The sequence below is a fragment of the Cupriavidus sp. UGS-1 genome, from assembly GCF_021213615.1.
Classification (GTDB): domain Bacteria; phylum Pseudomonadota; class Gammaproteobacteria; order Burkholderiales; family Burkholderiaceae; genus Cupriavidus.
The window spans coordinates 1-19,472 of sequence record NZ_JAJQJF010000005.1; the positions used below are offsets into that span (position 1 = coordinate 1).

The 19,472-nt window shown below is 67.4% G+C and carries 21 protein-coding genes and 1 rRNA gene; 6 read left to right on the forward strand and 16 right to left on the reverse strand.

Annotation, left to right across the window (positions count from 1 at the left end; all coding sequences use genetic code 11):
• The first annotated feature begins 5 nt into the window (after nt 1-5).
• A 5S ribosomal RNA gene (rrf, locus tag LRR16_RS08520) occupies nt 6-119 on the forward strand.
• 156 nt (nt 120-275) lie between these two features.
• Here the strand turns inward: rrf and LRR16_RS08525 are convergent.
• The 6 genes from LRR16_RS08525 to LRR16_RS08550 all read right to left on the reverse strand — a co-directional run bounded on the left by LRR16_RS08525 (nt 276) and on the right by LRR16_RS08550 (nt 4,210).
• The gene (locus LRR16_RS08525) at nt 276-746 is read right to left on the reverse strand and encodes a VOC family protein (RefSeq protein WP_232205596.1); all 471 of its coding nucleotides are present in this window, start codon (nt 744-746) and stop codon (nt 276-278) included.
• A 71-nt stretch (nt 747-817) separates the two neighbouring features.
• Nucleotides 818-1,258, reverse strand: a complete 441-nt coding sequence (locus tag LRR16_RS08530) for a YciI family protein (RefSeq protein ID WP_006577246.1) — start codon at nt 1,256-1,258, stop codon at nt 818-820.
• A 48-nt stretch (nt 1,259-1,306) separates the two neighbouring features.
• Nucleotides 1,307-1,756: a nuclear transport factor 2 family protein gene (locus LRR16_RS08535; RefSeq protein WP_232205597.1), complete on the reverse strand. Its 450-nt coding sequence runs from the start codon at nt 1,754-1,756 to the stop codon at nt 1,307-1,309.
• A gap of 71 nt (nt 1,757-1,827) precedes the next feature.
• Entirely contained in the window at nt 1,828-2,202 is a 375-nt protein-coding gene (locus LRR16_RS08540; RefSeq protein WP_064573660.1) for a YciI family protein, read from the reverse strand.
• Nucleotides 2,203-2,309: 107 nt separating this feature from the next.
• Nucleotides 2,310-2,675: a YciI family protein gene (locus LRR16_RS08545; RefSeq protein ID WP_232205598.1), complete on the reverse strand. Its 366-nt coding sequence runs from the start codon at nt 2,673-2,675 to the stop codon at nt 2,310-2,312.
• 233 nt (nt 2,676-2,908) lie between these two features.
• Nucleotides 2,909-4,210 (reverse strand): RNA polymerase sigma factor, encoded by a 1,302-nt coding sequence (locus tag LRR16_RS08550; RefSeq protein ID WP_006577250.1) that lies wholly within the window; start codon nt 4,208-4,210, stop codon nt 2,909-2,911.
• A gap of 470 nt (nt 4,211-4,680) precedes the next feature.
• Between LRR16_RS08550 and LRR16_RS08555 the strand changes: the two genes are divergently transcribed.
• The gene (locus LRR16_RS08555; protein ID WP_232205599.1) at nt 4,681-6,006 is read left to right on the forward strand and encodes an Nramp family divalent metal transporter; all 1,326 of its coding nucleotides are present in this window, start codon (nt 4,681-4,683) and stop codon (nt 6,004-6,006) included.
• A 120-nt stretch (nt 6,007-6,126) separates the two neighbouring features.
• Here the strand turns inward: LRR16_RS08555 and LRR16_RS08560 are convergent, their stop codons facing one another.
• Complete coding sequence (locus LRR16_RS08560; RefSeq protein WP_232205600.1) at nt 6,127-7,083, reverse strand: manganese catalase family protein; 957 nt, start codon at nt 7,081-7,083, stop codon at nt 6,127-6,129.
• A 297-nt stretch (nt 7,084-7,380) separates the two neighbouring features.
• Complete coding sequence (locus tag LRR16_RS08565) at nt 7,381-8,274, reverse strand: cytochrome c (protein WP_006577096.1); 894 nt, start codon at nt 8,272-8,274, stop codon at nt 7,381-7,383.
• A 207-nt stretch (nt 8,275-8,481) separates the two neighbouring features.
• Between LRR16_RS08565 and LRR16_RS08570 the strand changes: the two genes are divergently transcribed.
• Nucleotides 8,482-9,162, forward strand: coding sequence for a J domain-containing protein (locus LRR16_RS08570; protein WP_232205601.1), 681 nt, complete (start codon nt 8,482-8,484; stop codon nt 9,160-9,162).
• A 132-nt stretch (nt 9,163-9,294) separates the two neighbouring features.
• Here the strand turns inward: LRR16_RS08570 and LRR16_RS08575 are convergent, their stop codons facing one another.
• The 4 genes from LRR16_RS08575 to LRR16_RS08590 form a co-directional block, all read right to left on the reverse strand.
• A complete protein-coding gene (locus LRR16_RS08575; RefSeq protein WP_006577098.1) occupies nt 9,295-10,281 on the reverse strand; it encodes a tripartite tricarboxylate transporter substrate binding protein in 987 nt (328 codons plus the stop codon).
• Nucleotides 10,282-10,448: 167 nt separating this feature from the next.
• Nucleotides 10,449-11,372, reverse strand: a complete 924-nt coding sequence (locus LRR16_RS08580) for an alpha/beta fold hydrolase (RefSeq protein WP_232205602.1) — start codon at nt 11,370-11,372, stop codon at nt 10,449-10,451.
• A gap of 146 nt (nt 11,373-11,518) precedes the next feature.
• Nucleotides 11,519-13,933 carry a DUF3772 domain-containing protein gene (locus LRR16_RS08585; RefSeq protein WP_232205603.1) on the reverse strand — a complete coding sequence of 805 codons (2,415 nt, stop codon included), beginning with the start codon at nt 13,931-13,933 and terminating at the stop codon, nt 11,519-11,521.
• A gap of 258 nt (nt 13,934-14,191) precedes the next feature.
• Nucleotides 14,192-15,604 carry a PLP-dependent aminotransferase family protein gene (locus LRR16_RS08590; RefSeq protein WP_023263851.1) on the reverse strand — a complete coding sequence of 471 codons (1,413 nt, stop codon included), beginning with the start codon at nt 15,602-15,604 and terminating at the stop codon, nt 14,192-14,194.
• 196 nt (nt 15,605-15,800) lie between these two features.
• Between LRR16_RS08590 and LRR16_RS08595 the strand changes: the two genes are divergently transcribed.
• The 3 genes from LRR16_RS08595 to LRR16_RS08605 are packed head-to-tail and all read left to right on the forward strand — an operon-like array spanning nt 15,801 to nt 17,329.
• Nucleotides 15,801-16,187 (forward strand): cupin domain-containing protein, encoded by a 387-nt coding sequence (locus LRR16_RS08595; RefSeq protein ID WP_006577103.1) that lies wholly within the window; start codon nt 15,801-15,803, stop codon nt 16,185-16,187.
• The gene (locus tag LRR16_RS08600) at nt 16,184-16,639 is read left to right on the forward strand and encodes a carboxymuconolactone decarboxylase family protein (RefSeq protein ID WP_023263853.1); all 456 of its coding nucleotides are present in this window, start codon (nt 16,184-16,186) and stop codon (nt 16,637-16,639) included. The genes LRR16_RS08595 and LRR16_RS08600 overlap by 4 nt, the downstream gene beginning before the upstream one ends.
• A gap of 45 nt (nt 16,640-16,684) precedes the next feature.
• Nucleotides 16,685-17,329, forward strand: coding sequence for an HD domain-containing protein (locus LRR16_RS08605; RefSeq protein ID WP_006577106.1), 645 nt, complete (start codon nt 16,685-16,687; stop codon nt 17,327-17,329).
• A 31-nt stretch (nt 17,330-17,360) separates the two neighbouring features.
• Here the strand turns inward: LRR16_RS08605 and LRR16_RS08610 are convergent, their stop codons facing one another.
• Genes LRR16_RS08610 through arsC form a run of 4 tightly spaced genes read right to left on the reverse strand, consistent with a single transcriptional unit; the run spans nt 17,361 to nt 19,436 of the window.
• The gene (locus LRR16_RS08610) at nt 17,361-17,792 is read right to left on the reverse strand and encodes a YeeE/YedE family protein (protein WP_023263854.1); all 432 of its coding nucleotides are present in this window, start codon (nt 17,790-17,792) and stop codon (nt 17,361-17,363) included.
• Between the two features lies 1 nt (nt 17,793).
• Nucleotides 17,794-18,228: a YeeE/YedE family protein gene (locus LRR16_RS08615; protein ID WP_006577107.1), complete on the reverse strand. Its 435-nt coding sequence runs from the start codon at nt 18,226-18,228 to the stop codon at nt 17,794-17,796.
• An 18-nt stretch (nt 18,229-18,246) separates the two neighbouring features.
• Nucleotides 18,247-19,011 (reverse strand): arsenical resistance protein ArsH, encoded by a 765-nt coding sequence (gene arsH / locus LRR16_RS08620; RefSeq protein WP_232205604.1) that lies wholly within the window; start codon nt 19,009-19,011, stop codon nt 18,247-18,249.
• Nucleotides 19,008-19,436, reverse strand: a complete 429-nt coding sequence (arsC, locus tag LRR16_RS08625) for an arsenate reductase (glutaredoxin) (protein WP_064573640.1) — start codon at nt 19,434-19,436, stop codon at nt 19,008-19,010. The genes arsH and arsC overlap by 4 nt, the downstream gene beginning before the upstream one ends.
• Between the last annotated feature and the right edge of the window lie 36 nt (nt 19,437-19,472).

Sequence of the window (19,472 nt, forward strand, 5' to 3'; positions counted from 1 at the left end):
TTATGCCTGGTGACCATAGCAAGTCGGAACCACCCCTTCCCATCCCGAACAGGACCGTGAAACGACTTCGCGCCGATGATAGTGCGGACTACCCGTGTGAAAGTAGGTCATCGCCAGGCTCTCCATTGAAAAACGCCCCAGATCCCAACAGGTCTGGGGCGTTTTGCTTTGCGGTGCAGCCGTGAAAATCACTGCCGTGAAAATCACTGTCCGCGCCGACGCAAGAGCATAAAAAAAGCGGCCGCACGGGCCGCTTTTTACTATCCCGCTACCGATCAAGCACCGCAGCCGTGTTCCGCGGCCTTGGCCAGCTCTTCCGGCGGTACGTCACGCACGTGCGTGGCCACCGACCAGCGATGCCCATACGGGTCTTCCAGTTGGCCGTAGCGGTCCCCCCAGAACATGTCCTGGACGGGCATCGTGACCTTGGCGCCCGCGTCGACGGCGCGGGCCACGGCGGCGTCCACATCCTCGACGTACAGATGCAGCACCACCGGCGTTCCCTTCAACGTCATCGGCCCCAGGCTCTGCCATTCGGGCATTTCCTCCGCCATCATCACCGGCGAATTGCCGATGCGCAGCATCGCGTGCATCAGCTGGCCTTGCGGGGTAAGCAGCTTGAATTCCTCGGCCGCGCCGAACGCGCGCTTGTAGAACTCGATTGCTTCCAGCGCATTCTTGCAGACGATATGCGGGGTCAGCGTCGGCATGCCTTCGGGAATCGGCTTGACTTGCGTTTGTGCCATCTTGGTTCTCCTGTCTGATCGTGCTGTGCGAACGGTCCTGGACCGTGTCTGTGTTGCGCGTGATCGCGTCGTTATTGCGATTGCTGTGGCGATTGCTGTCGCTGCTGAATCTGTTCCAGCTCGCGGAAGCGCTCGATACCTTCGCTCGGCGGAAAATCCTCGAGGTCGTACAGCTGGCGTACCTCGATCTCGCAGTTGTCGTCGTCGGTGGCCGGATTCGGGAAGCGCCGCGTCCATTCCAGCGCCTCTTCGCGCGACTTCACCTGGATGATGGTGTAGCCGGCGATCAGCTCCTTGGTCTCGGCGAACGGTCCATCGGTGACGGTCCGCTGCTGGCCTTGATAGCGGATCCGCCAGCCCTTGGCGCTCGGTTGCAGGCCGGACGCATCGACCAGTACGCCGGCCTTCGATAGCTCCTCGTGGTAGGCCGCCATTTCGGCAATCAGCCCGTCCTCCGGCATCACGCCGCTTTCGGTCTTTTGCGTGGCTCGAACCAGAATCATGAAGCGCATTGCGGTATCTCCTGTCGGTAGATCAGTCTAGGCGATGCCATCGGCCGCTCAGGGCTGCAGTTCGAACAGCGCCTTGCCGCTCTCGATGTCGAACGGTGCGGAAAAATGATCGTGGGCAATCTTCCAGCCCTCGGCCGTCTTGCGCAGGCCGACGGTAACGCGCATCCACGAGGCACTCTCTTTGCCGGTCTCGTCCTGGTGGCCGCAGCGCAGCAGGTAGTGGCCATAACCGAGCTGCTGGTCGACGAACAGTTGCAGGTCATGCATCTCGAACACCATCGGCCCCGTGCACATTTCCATGCAGGCCGCCCAGTGCTTGCCGTAGGCGTCGGCGCCCTTGAATTGCAGCTGCATCACGGCGTCGAAGGCGACGACGTCCGGAGTGTAGTGCGACATGATGCGTGGCACGTCGCGGGCGATCGAGGCCTGCCGCCACGCTTCGAGCATGGTCCGGATTTCGTCGTGGGCGGCGGTCTGGGATTGCGTGGCGTTGCTCATCTTTGAATCTCCTGGAAGGAAAAGGTGGACAGCGAGTTGAACGATGCGAGGTCGTGGCTGAAATTGGGCGGTCACTGCGCGGGCGGCGTACTGCCGACCGCCAGTGACATCACGGGCCGCACTTCGATGCTGCCCAGCCGCGCGGCGGGAATTCCCGCCGCCGCGTGCAGCGCCTCGTGCAGGCCTTCGGCCTCGATCAGATAGAAGCCCGCCAGCTGTTCCTTGGTCTCCGCGAACGGCCCGTCGGTGAACGACACCCTGCCGGCGCGTACCCGCAGCGTGGTGGCCGTTGCCGCGCTTTCGAGCGCCTCGCCGGCCAGATACATGCCGTCGCGCTCGAGTGCGGCGCTGAAGCGCAGACACTGTTCCACCAGGCTGCGCCATTCCGGCTCGGGCATCGCTTGCAGGACACGCTCGTCGGTATAGATCAGGCACAGGTATTTCATCGTCGCCGCTCCTCGGATTTCGGTCGCTGTTCGGACTTCTTGTTACCTAGTCGTACGGCGAACGCCCCAATCGACAATGCCCTGCAAAAAAATTCGCGACCCCGTGTTTACGATCCGCTGGCGCCCGGCAATTCCCGGATCGGCCGGATCTCGACGCTGCCGTGGCGCGCGGGCGGAATCTTCGAGGCGACCTGGATCGCCTCGTTGAGGTCGGCCGCCTCCATCAGATAGAAGCCGGCCAGCTGCTCCTTGGTCTCGGCGAACGGCCCGTCGGTGACGGTCACCTTGCCGTCGCGCACGCGCAGGGTCTTGGCGGTCTCGACCGGCTGCAGCGCCTCGCCGCCGATGTAGTGGCCGCTGCTGCGCACCTTGTCGCCGAAGCGCAGGCATTCGCCGACCAGCGAATTCCATTCGTCGGGCGGCATGCTGTAGACCTGCTTCTCCTGGTAATAGATCAGGCAGAGATATTTCATCGGAGGCTCCTCGGTAATGGTGGCGTTGGCGTTCGGCAAGCGACGCGGCAACGAAACGGCACGGAAAATCAGCATAGACGGCGCCGGCGACGATGCCATGACGCCGGCAGGGCGATGGCCCTGTCATGGGATAGTCGTTCGGGACCGGGTGAAATCGACAGCGGGGATCGAAAGAACGGGTCGACGGAGGGCCGACAGCAAAAAAGTCCGTCGCCACAACCGCTGGAAGCCCGTTATTGCGGCAGTGCGGCAAGCCGCCGTTCGATAAAGCGCCGCTCCGGGCCCTGGCGGACCAGCTCGAGCACGGTCCGATAGGCGGCACGCGCATCAGCGTAGCGGCCCAGGCGCCGGCACAGGTCGGCCCGGGCGGCGTGGGCCAGATGGTAGTCGCCCAGTTCGCCGCGGGCCAGGATCGCGTCGACCAGCAGCAGGCCCGCCTCGGGTCCGTCCCGCATCGCCACGGCGACCGCCCGGTTCAGCTCCACCACGGGGGAGGGCTGCAGCGCCAGCAACACGTCGTACAGCGCGACGATTTGCGGCCAATCGGTCGAAGCCGCGTTGTCCGCTTCGGCGTGCACCGCCGAAATCGCGGCCTGCAGCGAATAGGGGCCGAAGCGGCGCGAGGACAACGCGCGCTCGACCAGCGCGGTGCCCTCGGCGATCAGCGCCCGGTCCCAGCGGCTGCGGTCCTGCTCGTCCAGCAGCACCAGTTCGCCGTCGGACGAGGTGCGCGCTGCCCGGCGCGACTCGTGCAGCAGCATCAGCGCCAGCAGTCCCATGACCTCGGGTTCGGGCAGCAGTTCGAGCAGCAGCCGCGCCAGCCGGATCGCTTCGCCGGACAGGTCGTGGCGGGTCAGCTGGTCGCCGGAGCTGGCCGAATAGCCCTCGTTGAAGACCAGGTAGACCACGCGCAGCACGCTGTCGAGGCGCTCCGGCAGGTCCTGGCGGTCGGGCACCTGATAAGGAATGCGCGCGTCGCGGATCTTGGCCTTGGCGCGCACGATGCGCTGGGCCAGCGTCGACGGCGCCGTCAGGAAGGCGTGGGCGATGTCCTCGGTGGTCAGGCCGCAGACCTCGCGCAGCGTCAGCGCGACCTGGGCGTCCGGCGCCAGCGCAGGGTGGCAGCAGGTAAAGATCAGGCGCAGCCGGTCGTCTTCCAGACAGGCGTCCTCGAACAGTTCGTCGAAGGCGCGCGTCGCGCTCTCGTCGACGATCGCTTCGACCTGTTCGGTGACGTCGTCCAGCGGCCGGAAGCGGGCATGGCGGCGGATGCCGTCGATCGCCTTGAAGCGGCCGGCCGAGATCAGCCAGGCACAGGGATTGGCGGGTACGCCGTCACGCGGCCATTGCTCCAGCGCAGCCTTGAAGGCGTCGTGCAGCGCCTCCTCGGCCAGGTCGAAGTCGCCCAGCAGGCGGATCAGCGTGGCCAGCACGCGCCGCGATTCGGCGCGGTAGACGGCGGCGACGGCGGCCTCGGAGGCTGCGCGGGCATCGGCAGCGATGGTTTCGGACGGTGCGGCGATGGGATCAGGCATCGGTCGTGGTCGGCGGAGGCCGCCGCGGACCGCGGCTGGCAGAGCGTGCACTGGCGCACGGGCATGCCGATTCTGCGGCGGATGGTTGGCGATGGCAAGGCAAGCCGGACCGTTGTAACAAAGTGCCGGCGTCGCGTTGGGGTGCGGGAGAACGGATGGACGCAGCCGACGTGCTGACGTCGGCAAGGAAAGCGCGATCCGGCGCCATCCGGACGCCTATAGTGTTCAGACCACGCGGGCATGGCTCGTGCTTGATATGGCGGCCGCGAGCAGAGTCGAGCCGAACCGAGCGCGCGCGAAAAAACGAGGAGACGCGAAGCCATGGAACGATTCCGGCGCGACTGGCGTGACCATCCTGTCCGGCTGCTGCTTGGCCTGACGATCAACGGCGGCGGCGTGGCGGTGCTGCTGGCCCGGCTGTTCGCCGATGTCTGAGCGCCCGCCGTCGCACTGTCTGCGGGGGAAGCGCGATGCCGCCTGACGCGACCCCGCCACCGGACGCCGGCGCGCAGGCCGCGGGGCCGCTCGGCGCCTGGCGACGCCCGCCCGGCGGCAAGTTGCATTGGCGCCGTCTGCTGGCCTTCCTCGGGCCCGGCTACCTGGTCGCGGTCGGCTATATGGATCCAGGCAACTGGGCCACGGACCTCGCCGCCGGTTCGGGCTATGGCTACGCGCTGCTGTGGATCGTGCTGATGTCCAGCCTGATCGCGATGCTGCTGCAGACGCTGGCGGCGCGATTGGGCGTGGTATCCGGCATGGACCTGGCGCAGGCCTGCCGGCAGCATTCGAGCAAGCGCTCGGCGCTGGCGCAATGGCTGCTGTGCGAGCTGGCGATCTGCGCGACCGATCTGGCCGAGGTCATCGGCACCGCCATCGCGCTGAATCTGCTGTTCGGCATTCCGTTGACCTGGGGCGTGGGCGCGACCGTGCTCGACGTGCTGCTGATCCTGGCGCTGCAGCAGCGCGGCTACCGGCAGCTGGAGGCGGTGGTCATCGCGCTGCTGGCCGTGGTGTTTCTCTGCTTCGCGATCAACCTGGTGCTGGTGCAGCCGCAATGGGGCGAGGTCGCGCGCGGCTTCGTGCCAAGCACGCGCGTGCTGACCGACACCAACATGCTTTACATCGCGATCGGCATCGTCGGCGCGACCGTGATGCCGCACAACCTGTACCTGCATTCGTCGATGGTCGGGCCGCAACGCATCCGTCGCGGCAACGAAAGCATCGGCACCACGCTTGCCTATTACACGGTCGACATCATGCTGGCACTGGTGATCGCCTTCTTCATCAATGCCGCCATCCTGGTGACCGCGGGCGCGGTGTTCCACACCGGTGGCATGCACGAAGTCAACGACCTGCGCGCCGCCTACCAGCTGCTCGGGCCGCTGACGGGCACCGCGATCGCCAGCGTGCTGTTCGGCGTCGCGCTGCTGGCCTCGGGTCAAAGCTCCGCGGTCACGGCGACGCTCGCCGGGCAGATCGTGATGGAGGGCTTCGTCAAGCTGCGGCTGCCCGCGTGGGCGCGCCGGCTGCTGACGCGCGGCATCGCGGTGGTACCGGCGATGTTCGTCGCGCTCGCCTACGGCGAGGCCGGCATCGGCCAGCTGCTGGTGCTCAGCCAGGTCATCCTGAGCCTGCAATTGCCGTTCGCGGTGGTGCCGCTGATCTGGCTGACCAGCCGCCGTTCGGTGATGGGCGCCTACGTGAACAGGCCGTGGGTCACGGTGCTGGCAGTGATCGCGGTGACGTTGATCATCGGCATGAACGTGACGCTGCTGGCGACGACCGTGTTGCCCTAGCGACAGCCATCGCCAAGGCGGGAGCGCAAGACAACGCGCGTTGCCGACGTCCAAAGGAAAAGAGGCGGCCAATCCGGCCGCCTCGTTCTTCATCGCCCAACATCTCGACGCGCGCAGCGGTCAGGCCTTGCCGGGAGGAGTCTTGGGCGAGCCCGATGCCGCACCGCCTGCGCCGGGTGCGCCCGGCGCGACGGTGGCGGTCGGCAGCTCGGACTCGTCGACGCTGCCCAGATCCGCGCCCGTGACCGGATCGCTGTTGACGTCAGACTCGGTGCGCATCGCCGCCGCTTCCACCGCGCTGGCCTGGGTCGGCTCGAGCTGGACTTCCGGCATGCCGCTGCCGCCATCGACCGCCGGCGGGGGATTCTCGACGAACTCGAACGTCGAATCGGCATTCCACGGGCCGCGCAGCGCGTCGCCCTGCGACATCTTGTAGTAGACGCTGGCGAACTCCGGCATCGGCGGCGCCTTGCCCGGCGGGAAGCTGGGCTGGATCGAGTACAGGGCCTTTTCGAACGACTTCTGGTGCGACACCTCGCGCGTCATCAGGAAGCCCAGGGCTTCCTGCACGCCGGGGTCGTCGGTGACGTTGATCAGCCGCTCGTAAATGATCTTGGCGCGGGCCTCGGCCGCGATATTCGAGCGCAGGTCCGCGGTGGGCTCGCCGATCGTGTCGATATAGGCCGCGGTCCACGGCACGCCGCCCGAGTTCGTCAGCGGCGGGCCGCCGCCGTACAGCAGCTGGGTCACGTGGCTGTCATTGCCGGGGCCCGACAGCGAACGATAGAGCTCGGCTTCCTGTTCGACGCCCTCGGCAAGCTGACCCTTGGCCCCCTTGTTCAGCATGGCGACGATCGAGCCGATCACCTCCAGATGGCTCAGTTCCTCGGTTGCGATATCGAGCAGCATGTCCTTGCGGCCAGGATCGTCCTCGGCGAGCGCTTGCGTGAAATAGCGCAGGGCGGCAGCCAGTTCGCCCTGCGGACCGCCGAACTGCTCAAGCAACAGATTGGCCAGGCCCGGATCGGGCCGTGCTACGCGTACGGTGTACTGCAATCGTTTGTTGTGAATGAACATGGGGATCCTCCGATCTCGGTCAACGGACATCAAGCAGGGACTCAAGCGGTACTTCACGCCGCATGGGCGTGGGTTGCGCTGCAATGCCCATGCCCGCAGCGCGGAACGGCGCGGAGAATCGCCGTCGTGGACACGGCCGCCGGAGCCGCGGGGGCGAGACCGGGAAGGGAGGAGGGCGCTTATCGTAGTTGCCGCCCGGTGAAATTCGGCAAACGTGTAAAACTTTCGCCTTCGGCTCTGTGCTGCGCGGGATGTCGCAAGCCGGCAACGCTTGCGGTCAATCTCGGCCGAGTCGCCTCAGCGCGCCGCCTGCGTCACCGGCAGCGCCTTCAGATGGAGATAGAGCGCGGTCAGGTCGGTGTCGCTCATCTTGGCCAGGCTTTCGAACGGCATCACCTTGCTGACCTCGGTGCCGTCCGGCCGCACGCCGGTGCGCATCATCTCGATGAAGCGATCCGGCGTGCGGTAGCGCAGCATCACGGCACCGGGCCGCAGGTCCGCGGCGGCCGGCCAGTCCGGCGGCGCGCCCGGAATCTTGCCCCCAGCCAGATCGGCGCCGTGGCAGCCGATGCAGGCATTGGCGACATAGGCGCCATATGCGGCCGTGGGCGCGGGCTCCAGCGCCGGCGACGGCGGACGGCTGTGGTCGATCTTTGCGGCCGCGTCCTCGATCATGCCGAAGCCGTACAGCACGCGCGCCATCATCGGCAGGCGGATCTCGGTCATGCCGCTGAGCAGCGGCGGCAGGCTGCGCATATAGGCGACCAGCGCCGACAGGTCCTCGTCGCTGAGCTGGTTGTAGTCCTCGCTCGGCATGATCATCAGCGGCCGGCCGGAGGGCGCGACGCCGTGGCGGATCGCCAGCACCCAATCGCGTTCGCGATAACGCGCGACATCCGGATTGCCGGCGGTCACATTGGGCGTGCGCACGAACATGCCACCCGGGTCGTTGATCATCACGCGGCCGCGGCCGTCGGCCCCGTGGCATTCCATGCAGCCGCGCGATTCATACAGATATTTGCCGCGCGCCAGCGCTTGCGCGTCATCGCGGTAAGCGACGGGAACCGCTGGCACATGCACCCGCCGCTGTGCCTTGCGTTCGGCGAGCAGAATGCCGGTCGCCAGCACCAGGCCCGCGACGACCACCAGTCCGGCGATCGTCCAACCCGCAATACGGATCACGCGCTTCATCGTCGCCCCTGTCGATGCGGAAAGGCGATATTGCAGCGATGGCGGTGGTAGCGGTATGTGCGCGAGCGCACCGAGGCGCGATGAGCGTCAGTCGCGGCGGGAGTCGCGGTATGAGAGGCAAAAGCGAAAGCCAGTTGGTTTCCGCGGTAGCGGCCTTGCGGTCATGGCGCAAAGATGGCAGCCCCATGTCCTCAAGGAGAGTTATCAATGTCACCCATTGCCATTCACGCCCAGCGGCCATTCGACATGCCGCCGGTCCCGCCGCAGGCGAAGTCCCCCGATCAGCGTTACGCAATGTCGCCGCAGGATGCCGCCAATGTGCTGCTGATGAACCTGCTGATCGCCAACCTGACCGCCAACGCATTCGCCCCCCGGGCATCGGCGCCGATCCGGATCAATGCGGTCGTGCTGATCGACAATGCCGGCAAGCTGTCGGCGGCCATCGTGGTGCTGTGGCCGGCGGGGAATCCGGAGCCGCAACCGAAGCAGCGCGACGAACGGCAGAGCGAGCGCGCCAGACAGCAGCGTCATCGGCCCGAACCGTCGCACACCACGCCACAGCCTCAGCGGCCCGAACCCGCGTACAGCGCGCCCCCGCCGCAGCGGCCCGAACCATCGCACAGCGCGCCGCCCCCGCAACGCCCCACCCCTCCCGTCAATCCCTACGCGCCTGACGGATGGAGCCATGACCGTCTGCCGCACGAAATCCTTGGGCTGAACGCCGGCGAGACCGATGTCGCGAAGATCGGCAAGGCGTTCCGGGCGGCATCGCTGAAGGCCCATCCCGACAAGGGTGGCACTCAGGAGGCAATGCAGGCGGTGTCCGCGGCGCGGGACTTCATGCAGGCCCAGGCCGAGCAGGCGACCGCAGGCTCGGCTGCCCGCTAAGCGGCTTCTCACCAAGCGGCTTCTCACCAAGCGGCTGCCCACCAGGCGGCAGACAGCATAGGCGCCCCGAGGCGCCAACACTGGCCCGTCCAGCGCAACACGCGGACGGGCCAGTCTGTTTTGAGTCTGTTCTCAGTCGACCTGCGCGCCCGATGCCTTGACGATGCGCGCCCACTTGTCGATATCGCCCTTGAGCTGGGTCGCGAACTGCTGCGGCGTGGCCGACAGCGCTTCGGCCCCCTGCGCGCCCAGCTTTTCGCGCAGCGCGGGGTCGGCCAGCGCGGCCTGCATGGTCTGGGCCAGCTTCTGCGTGATCTCCTTCGGCGTCCCCTTGACCGCGAACAGGCCGACCCACAGGTCGCCGCTATAGCCAGGCACCGTCTCGCCGATGGCCGGGATGTCCGGCGCGAACGGCGAGCGCCTGGCCGAGCTGACGCCCAGCGCGCGGACCTTGCCGGCCTTGATATGCGGCAACACGGAGGGCAGGCTGGCGAACGCCATCGGCACCTGATTGCCCAGCACATCGTTCAGCGCCGGTGCGACGCCCTTGTAGGGCACATGCTCCAGCTGGATACCGGCCATGCTGTTCAGCATCTCGCCGAGCAGATGGTTCAGCGTGCCGTTGCCGGCCGACGCAAAGCGATACTGGCCCGGTTTCGCCTTCGCCATCGCGATCAGTTCGGGCAGCGACTTCGCCGGGAAGGCGGGATTGACCACCAGCACGTTGGGCACGGTCGCGACCAGCGCGATCGGCTCGAAGTCCTTGATCGGATCGAATGGAACCTGGCGGTACAGCGACGGATTGATCGCCTGCGTGCTGCTGATCGTCATCAGCAGCGTATAGCCGTTCGGCGTCGCGCGGGCTGCGAACTGCGTGCCGATATTGCCGCCGGCGCCGGGCCGGTTCTCGACGACGACCTGCTGGCCGAGGCGTTGCGACAGATCCGCGGCCACCAGCCGGGCCACGATGTCGTTGGTCCCGCCCGGTGCCTGCGGCACGATCATCTGAATCGGCTTGCTGGGCCAGTTGTCGGTCGGGCTTGCGGCACCGGCCTGCGTGGCGCCGAGCAGTGCCACCGCTGAAACGACGCAGGCCAGGGCCTGGCGAATGCCTTGCATGATGTCTCCTCCTTGTTGACGCGCACCTCGGACGCGCACCTTGGTCGCGCACCTTGGTCGCGATGCGCGAGCGACTTTACCGAAGGAGAACCGCGGCGGGAAATTGAATCTGCGACTACGGGCATAAGCGCCGCTTATCGGCGGCTTGACGCGCGTGTCGGCGGACCTTACTTCTCGAGGAAGGGCAGCGCGTGCGCCAGCAGCACGTCGGGCGCTTCCTCGGCGATATAGTGCCCGCACGGCAACGAGCCGCCGTCGACGTCAGACGCCACGCGCTGCCATTCCCGTAGCGGCTGGAAGCAGCGATGGACCACGCCCTGTTCGCCCCACAGCACCAGCAGCGGCATCGTCAGGCGCTTGCCGGCCTCGCGATCGGCGCGGTCGTGTTCGAGGTCGATGCCGGCGGCAGCGCGATAGTCCTCGCAGACGCCATGCGCGGCGCCCGGCAGCGCGGCACAGCGCTCGTATTCGCGCAGCGCACGCGGATCGAAGGGACTCAGCCCGGCGCTGCGGCCGCCCATCAGGTCGCGGATATAGCGCGACGGATCGGCCTCGATCAGCCGCTCGGGCAGCGGTGCCGGCTGGATCAGGAAGAACCAGTGCCAGTACGCGCGGGCGAAGGCTTCGGTCGTCTGCTCGTACATGGCCAGCGTCGGCGCGATATCGAGCAGCACCATGCGCTCGATCGCGGCGGGGTGGTCCATGCCGAGCCGATGGGCTACCCGCGCGCCGCGGTCGTGCGCCAGCACGCGAAAGCGTTCGAAACCGAGCGACTGCATCACGCGCAGCGCGTCGCGCGCCATCGTGCGCTTGCTGTAGTTGCCGTGGTCCGCGGCACCGGCCGGCTTCGACGAATCGCCATAGCCGCGCAGGTCGCAGGCCACCACGGTGAACCGCTGCGCCAGCGTTGGCGCAACCTTGTGCCAGATCGCATGCGTCTGCGGATGGCCGTGCAGCAGCAACAGCGGCGGCCCGTCACCGCCGACGACGGCATGGATCGTGACCTCGCTGTCGGTCTCGACGTCGATGCTGCGAAATTGCGGGAAAAGGGAAAGGTCCACGGCGCGATCTCCGAACGGGAATCGCGCCATTCTAGTGCGTCGGCGGCGCGGGATTGGTCGCCTGCCAGGCAACACAAGGCTAACTGGCAGGAAAGAACGGCCAAGGGATGGCGCCTGTGCCGCCGAGCCGCCGCCGCCGCGCCCAAGGCGCCGCCCCGACATCAGGCCGCCAGCGCCTACGAATTGAGCAGCCGCAGCGTCTGCGGGTTGGTCAGCGGAATCTCGGCCGCGCGCAGCCGCTTCAGGATGTCAAACAGCAGATCGCTCTTGGTGCCGCCGGCGATGCGCGGGCTGGAGACGAAGCCGGTCACGGTCAGCGTGATGCCGTTCGGCGCGAGCTGGCTGAAGGTCACCGACGGCGCCGGGTGCTCGAGGATCGCCTCGTTGTCGGCGTAGGCTGCGAGCAGCATGTCGCGCACCTCCTCGGGATCGATGTTCAGCGGGAAGGTCAGCGTCAGCGAGGCCACGCCCAGCGTGCTGTTGTTCATCGTCACGTTGCGCACGCTCTGCGAGATCAGCTGCGAATTCGGCACGATCATCGTCGAGCGGTCGCCCAGCTGGATCTCGGTGGCGCGCACGCTGATGCGGCGGATATCGCCCTCGACGCCGCCGATATTGACCATGTCGCCGACCTTGACTGGCCGCTCGGTCAGCAGGATCAGCCCCGAGATGAAGTTCTTGACGATCTCCTGCAGGCCGAAACCGATGCCGACCGACAGCGCGCTGACGATCCAGGCCAGGTTGTCCCAGCGCACGCCCAGCAGCGACAGCGTCATCAGCACCAGCAGCACGTAGCCGATATTGCTGAACAGCGTGACCAGCGAGGCGCGCATGCCGGGCTCCATGCCGGTCTTGGGCAGCAGGTCCGCATCGAGCCAGCGGCGCACCGAACGCAGGATGTAGACGCCCACGCCGGTAGCGATCACCGCGTTCAGGATGCGCTCCGGCATGATGTTCATCGCCCGCAGCCGCTCGCCGCCCAGCACCATCAGCAGGCTGTCGAGCAGGTCCTTGGGCGTGGTGCCGAAGCCCCCGGTCAGCAGCGCAATCACCGCCATCAGCAACAGCAAGCTCGAGCCGAGCCCCGACAGCACGGTCGACACCTGGTCCAGATGGCTGTCGCCGAGCCCGAACAGTTGCTTGATGATCCGGCCGCTCGAATAGTTGACCGAGAACAGGCTTTCGCAGGCATCGCGCGTCAGCTTGGTCAGCAGATAGAGGCTGCACAGCACGATGTCGAACCAGACGATCTCGTAGGTCAGGAAGCGGGCGAACGTGATATAGCCGGTCAGCAGCGCGGCCAGCGTGACGACGATGGTGACGGTCAGCGCGGCCAGCACGATGCCGGTCAGCGTCGAGCCGCTGCCCGGCCGCTCGCCGGCCGCGACCAGCCTCGCACGCACGCGGTTGGCCCGCAGCAGCGCGGCGCCGATCGTCAGCGTGACCACCAGCGAGACCAGGCCGCGTCCGAACAGCGTGACCTGCACGCTGGTGTCGATCGTGCGGTTCAGCTGCTCGATGGTGCCGGCCAGCAACAGCAGGCCCGCCAGCACGATGGGGAAGGGACGCAGCGCGCGGGCGATGTCGTCGTGCAGCGACGGCAGGCGCCAGGTCGGATGGCGCGTGCACAGCAGCGCGCGGCCCAGGCCGGCGATCAGCGCGCTGGTCATCGTCAGCTTGATCAGCTCGTCGGCCAGATCGCGCATCGGCTCGGACAGCTCGTAGTCGCGGGTGAAGGCAAACAGCACGATGCGCACCGCCAGCGCGGTGGTCAGCACCGTGGCCAGCGCGGTCGACAGCGCCAGCGCGCTGCGCCGCAGCCGGTGCTCCGGCAGCCGGTGCAGGCAAACCCATGCCATGCCGCGCTCGATCAGCCGGCGGCCCAGCGACCAGATCGCGAAGGCCAGCGCCAGCAGCATCACCGTGCCGGTCCGGTGTTCGGCGTCCCAGGCCTGTTTCGCCATCGGCGTGATCAGCGAGCGCAGCGATTCGAAGCGCTGCCGGTCCTGGCGGCTCGGATCGAATGCCGGCATCCAGAAGTCGCCGCTGAGGATGCTGTTGGAGCGCAGCGCGACCTGGTCCTTCAGATGGCCGCGCTGCAGCTTGGCGATCTGCTCGGCCAGATTGCCCAGGCTTTCCTTGTCCTCTTCGGCCTTCGTCAGTTGCTCGTCGAGCGCCTTGGCGCGCCCGTTCAGCTCGGCGCGCTGACGGGCCACCGCGGGCGCCTCCGATGCGCTGCCATCGGCCGGCGGCGGGCCCAGCAGATCGATCTGTGCCTGTACCTTGGCGCGCTCGGCCACCAGCGTGCCGCTCAGCGTATCGACGTCGGCCAGCAACCGGTGCACGGCGTCGTCGAGCTCGGTCAACTGGTTGCCGCTGGTGTCCCTGGAGGCTTGCTGCTTGATGCGGTCCTGCTCGGTCTGCAGCCGCTTGAGCTCCGCGCTGGCCGCGGCGGCGGAGAACGGGGCCGCAGGCTTGTCTTCGGTCTGGGACGGCTCGTCCGCGCCCAAGGCCGCAGGCGCCGCGGCGGGTAACAAATGCAAAAAGACGATCAGCAGCAGGCTGAGCGCCATTCCGGGAAGTCGACGCATGTAGGGAGCACCTTTGAGCCGGCGCCTGCAGGCGCCGGACGTTGCCGTGGGGTCATCCGATGCGTGCCGGACGTCGCGCCATGCCGCGGGAAGTGGGCACGGCCACGAGCGGGCGTCGCAGCCAACGCGGATGGACGCCGCCGGCACTGGAAAGCCCGGAATTATACATACGTCGTCGAACGCCACCGCAAAAGTGGCTAATTAGCCTCTATCGTGCGGAATGGTGGATGCCGATGTCAGCCGGCAAGCGCCATCGCATTAGCGCCGGAAGCGCTCCACCACCGCCAGCAGACGGTCGCAGGCAGCCGCAACCTGCTTGGGCGGCGCCGTCGCGATGCCGAGCAGCAGGCCGGATCGGGCGCGAGCCGGCGACGCATACCAGACCGACAGCGGCGACGGCGCGATGCCGAACGCCGCCGTTTCCTTCGCGATCGCGACATCGGCGCTGCCATCCGGCAGCGCCAGCAGCACGGCCAGCCCGGTCGGGGCCGCCGCGTCGCCGACGCGCGGCCGCAGATGGGCCAGCAGCCCGTCGCGCTGCGATGCATAGAGCCGCTTGGTGCGCCGCAGATGCCGCAGGTAGTGGCCGTCCTGCATGAACTCGGCGGTGGCGAGCTGGATCGACGACGCCGGAGCGGGCGCCAGACAGGCCGCGATCTCGGCGAAGCGGGACACCAGCGACGGCGGCGCGACGACGAAGCCCAGCCGCAGGGTCGGGCTGATGGTCTTGCTGAACGAGCCGATGTGGATCACGCGTCCGGCGCGGTCCAGCGAGGCGAGGGCAGGCGCCGCGCGGCCCTCGAGCCGCAGTTCGCTGAGGTAGTCGTCCTCGATGACCCAGGCGCCTTGCGCCGCGGCCCAATCGAGCAACTGCAGTCGCCGCGGCAGCGACAGCGTGCCGCCGAGCGGGGCCTGCTGTCCGGGCGTCAGCACCACCACCGCCGCATCCGGCGCGTGCTGGATGCCATAGTCCACATCGATGCCATCGGCATCCACCGGCACCGGTACCAGCGACAGGCCCGCCAGCTCCAGGCCGCGGCGCGTGTACGGAAAGCCCGGGTCCTCCGTCCAGGCCTTGCGCCCGTCCAGGCCGAGCACCCGCAATGCCAGCCCGAGGCCGCCGGCGAATCCGCCGGTGATCAGTACCTGCGAGGGCGAACACTGGATGCCGCGCGCGATGGCCAGGTAGGCGGCGATTTCGCGGCGCAGCGCGGCTTCGCCGCGCGGGTCCGGATAGAGCGCGGCGGCGCCGAGTTCGGCGCGCGCGGCATGGGCGCGCACCCGCGAGAACAGCTTGGCCGGAAGGCTCTGCTGGGCCGGCACGCCCATCTGGAAGATCGCCGGACCGGCCATGAATTCCAGATATCTGTCCATGAACGAGCCGGGATCGGGCCGCTCGTCTGCATCGGGGCGCCGCGCGGGCCGGTCGGCGACCCGGGTGCCGCTGGCGCGCGAGGCGACGACGAGCTGCGCATCGGCCAGCTTCTCGTAGGCCGCCTTGACCGTGCCGCGCGCGACGCCTAGCTGGGTCGCCAGGTCCTGCCATGACGGCAGCCGCGCGCCGGGCGCCAGCACGCCGTGTTCGATGGCGTTGCCGATGCCGTCGCGGATCTGGTCGGCCAGCGGCGTCCTGGCGGACCGGTCGAGGGCGAGATGCAGGGGCTGGGTCATGGCCGGTTGATGGCCCGGTCACGGCTGCGGTGACCGGGCGCGTAGTACATGGAAATCAATCATTCTTGGTTCTTTTATTTGTACCAGCGCGCGACCAGAATGGGAACACTTATCTGGAGAGTGTCCCGTGAATATCCGATCCTTGATTGGCGTCGCCTTTGCCGCGACTTACGCCACTGCCGCTGTTGTCTGGAGCATGTCCGCCTTCGCCCATGGCGCGGGAGAAACCGTCACCGAGAATTTCAACCAGCGGATCCCCAACGTGCCGGGCAAGTCGCTGATTGCCGTGGTGGTCGACTATGCGCCGGGCGCCGCATCGCCCGCGCATCTGCACGCGAACTCGGCGTTCATCTACGCCTACGTCGTGTCGGGGGCGATCGAGTCGCAGGTCAATGACGGCCCGAAGCGCATCTACCGGGCGGGCGAGAGCTTCAGCGAGTCGCCGGGCTCGCGCCACCCGGTCAGCCGCAATGCCAGCGCGACGCAGCCCGCGAGGCTGCTGGCCGTGTTCGTCGTCGACACCAGCGACAAGGTGCTGACCACCCCGATCCATTCCTCTGTCACCAAGGAGTCAAAGCAATGAGCAAGCGTCTCGACTACAACCAGATCGCCCCGGCCGGCATGAAGGCGCTGGGCGGTGCCTACGGCTACGTGATGCAGTCCGATCTGCCGCCGGTGCTGGTCGACCTGGTCTACCTGCGCGTGTCGCAGATCAACAACTGCGCCTACTGCCTCGACATGCATACGCGCGACCTGCTGAAGAAGGGCGTCAAGGTCGAAAAGCTTGCGCTGGTCCAGGCCTGGGCGGAGGCCGGCAATCTGTTCGACGAGCGCGAGCGCGCGGCGCTGGCGTGGGCCGAGTCGGTGACGCGCGTCGCGCAGACCGGCGTGCCGGATGCCGATTACCAGGCCGCCCGCGCGGTGTTCGACGAACGCGAACTGGTCGACCTGACCATCGCGATCGGCGTGATGAACCTGTACAACCGCATGGCGATCAGCTTCCGCAATACGCCGCAGGCCGCGCTGGCGCAGTAAGCGGCTCGTTCAGCCGTTTCCGATCCATCTCCGAGGAGTACCGCCGTGGCGACCGACAACATCGCGGGCATCGCGATTCCCGACAGCAAGCTCGCCCGCGAGGCGACCGAACTGATCCGCGATACCGAGAGCGACCTGCTGTTTCACCACTCCGTTCGCGTCTATTTGTGGGGCAGCCTGCTGGGACGCCGGCGGCAGTTCCGTTTCGATCCGGAACTGCTCTACGTCGCGGCGTTGTTCCACGATATCGGCCTGACTTCCCGCTATCGCGAGAGCCAGCTGCGTTTCGAAGTCGACGGCGCCAATGCCGCGCGCGACTTCCTGCGCAGCCACGGCATCGCCGAGAGCGAGATCGCGACGGTGTGGGCGGCCATCGCCCTGCATACGACGCCGGGTATTCCGGAACACATGCATCCCGAGATCGCGCTGCTCCAGGCCGGAGCGGGAATGGACGTGGCAGGGCGGGGCTTCGAGCATTTCGGCGACGACGAGCGCGCAGCGGTGATCGCGGCCCATCCGCGCGGTCACGGCTTCAAGCACGGCATCATCGACGCCTTTTATGAAGGCATGAAGCACCGGCCCGATACCACGTTCGGCACCTTCAACGACGACGTGCTCGCGTTCAAGGATCCAGGTTTCCGGCGCGGCAACATCTGCAGCATCATTCTCGGCTCGCGCTGGCCGGATTGAGTCCGGGGCTCACAACTGCGACGGGGCTCGTTCAGGCTTGCTGGCTGCGAGGCTTCAGCCGTTGGACCCCCTCGAACACCAGCATGCCGGCCGCCATCGCGCCGACGAAGCCGGCTGCCTTCGGATAGCCGGCTCCGAGCGCCACCAGGGCGGGGCCCGGGCAGAATCCGGCCAATCCCCAGCCGATGCCGAATGCCGCGCTGCCCAGCACCAGGCGCAACGTGACGCCGGTCGCGGCGGGAAGCTGCATCGGCCGGCCCAGCAGCGAGCGCTGGCGCCGATTCGCGAGGAAGAACGCCGGTGCCGCGACGGCAATCGCGCCGATCATCACGAAGGCGAGCGAAGGATCCCATGCGCCGGCCATGTCGAGGAAGCCCAGTACCTTGGCCGGGTTCGCCATGCCGGACACCATCAGGCCGATGCCGAACAACAGTCCGGCGACCAATGCGGCAATCGCGGTCATGTCAGCCGCCCACCAGATGACGTTGCACGAAGACGGTCAGCAGCCCCGTGCCGATGAAGGTCAGCGTGGCGACCAGCGAGCGGACCGAGCCCCGTGAGATGCCGCATACGCCGTGGCCGCTGGTACAACCGCTCGCGTAGCGGGTTCCCAGCCCGACCAGAAAGCCGGCGATCAGTATCTGACCCCAGCCACTGTCGATGTCGGCCGTTGCCGGCATGCCCAGCAGCGCAGCGAGCACAGGGACGCCGATCAGTCCCGCCAGAAAGATCAGGCGCCAGCCCGTGTCCCCGCGCGGCAAACTCAACAGACCGCCCAGGATGCCGCTGATGCCGGCAATCCTGCCGTTGAACAGCACCAGCACGGCGGCCGCCAGTCCGATCAGCAGGCCGCCAAAGAAGGAGAGGCCCGGCGTGAAGTTGGCAACATCGATTTGCATATCCGTTCTCCTGACGCGCTATTCGACCTCGCCGTCGTCGGTGTCGCCGGCCCTGGCGTCCTGCTCGTGGCGCATCGCCGCGGCGGTCAGCGTCGTGGCGACCGCCGGCGCGGCTTCCTTGCGTTCGCTGTAGCGGTCCGTCAGATAGTCCGAACGGTCGCGCGTCAGCAAGGTGAACTTGATCAGTTCCTCCATGACGTCGACCACGCGATCGTAGTACGAGGACGGCTTCATGCGGCCATTCGCATCGAATTCCTGATACGCCTTCGGTACCGACGACTGGTTTGGGATCGTGATCATCCGCATCCAGCGGCCCAGCACGCGCAGCGCGTTGACGGCGTTGAAGGACTGCGATCCGCCGCAGACCTGCATCACCGCCAGCGTGCGGCCCTGGGTCGGCCGAATGCCGCCGCTTTCCAGCGGCAGCCAGTCGATCTGGTTCTTGAAGACAGCGGTCAGCGTGCCGTGGCGCTCGGGGCTGCACCAGACCTGTCCCTCGGACCACTCGGACAGCTTGCGCAGCTGCGCGACCTGCGGGTGGTCCGCCGGCACGCTGTCCGCGATCGGCAGTTCGTGCGGATCGAACACGCGCGTTTCCGCGCCGAGGCGCTTGAGGATGCGTTCGGCCTCCAGCGTCAGCAGCCGGCTGTACGAGGTCGCGCGCAGCGAGCCGTAGAGCAGCAGGATGCGCGGCGGGTGGGTGCTGGTCTTCGCCGGCTCCAGCTTGCGCGGGTCGGGAATGTCGAGCAGCGACGGCACGACGTTGGGCAGGTCGGCGCTCATCGGCCGACCCTCCGGCCCTCGGCGTCGATGACCAGCTCACCGTCCTCCTTGGCAAACGGACCCTGCTGCGGCGAGGGCAGGATGTCCAGCACCAGTTCCGACGGCCGGCACAGCCGAACGCCAAGTTCGGTGACCACGAGCGGCCGATTGATCAGGATCGGGTTCGCCAGCATCGCGTCGAGCAACTGGTCATCGGTCAGCGACGGATCGTCGAGGCCGAGCTCGGCATAGGGTGTGCCCTTTTCGCGAATGGCTTCGCGTACGCTCAGGCCGGCCTGCCGGATCATGCCTTCGAGTTCGCCGCGCGTGGGCGGCGTCTTCAGGTACTCGATGACCGTCGGCTCGATGCCGGCATTGCGAATCATTGCCAGCGTGTTGCGGGACGTGCCGCAGGCGGGGTTGTGATAGATCGTGACAGCGGACATGGCGTTTATCGGGAGGCGTTTTTCGGAGCGCTTTGC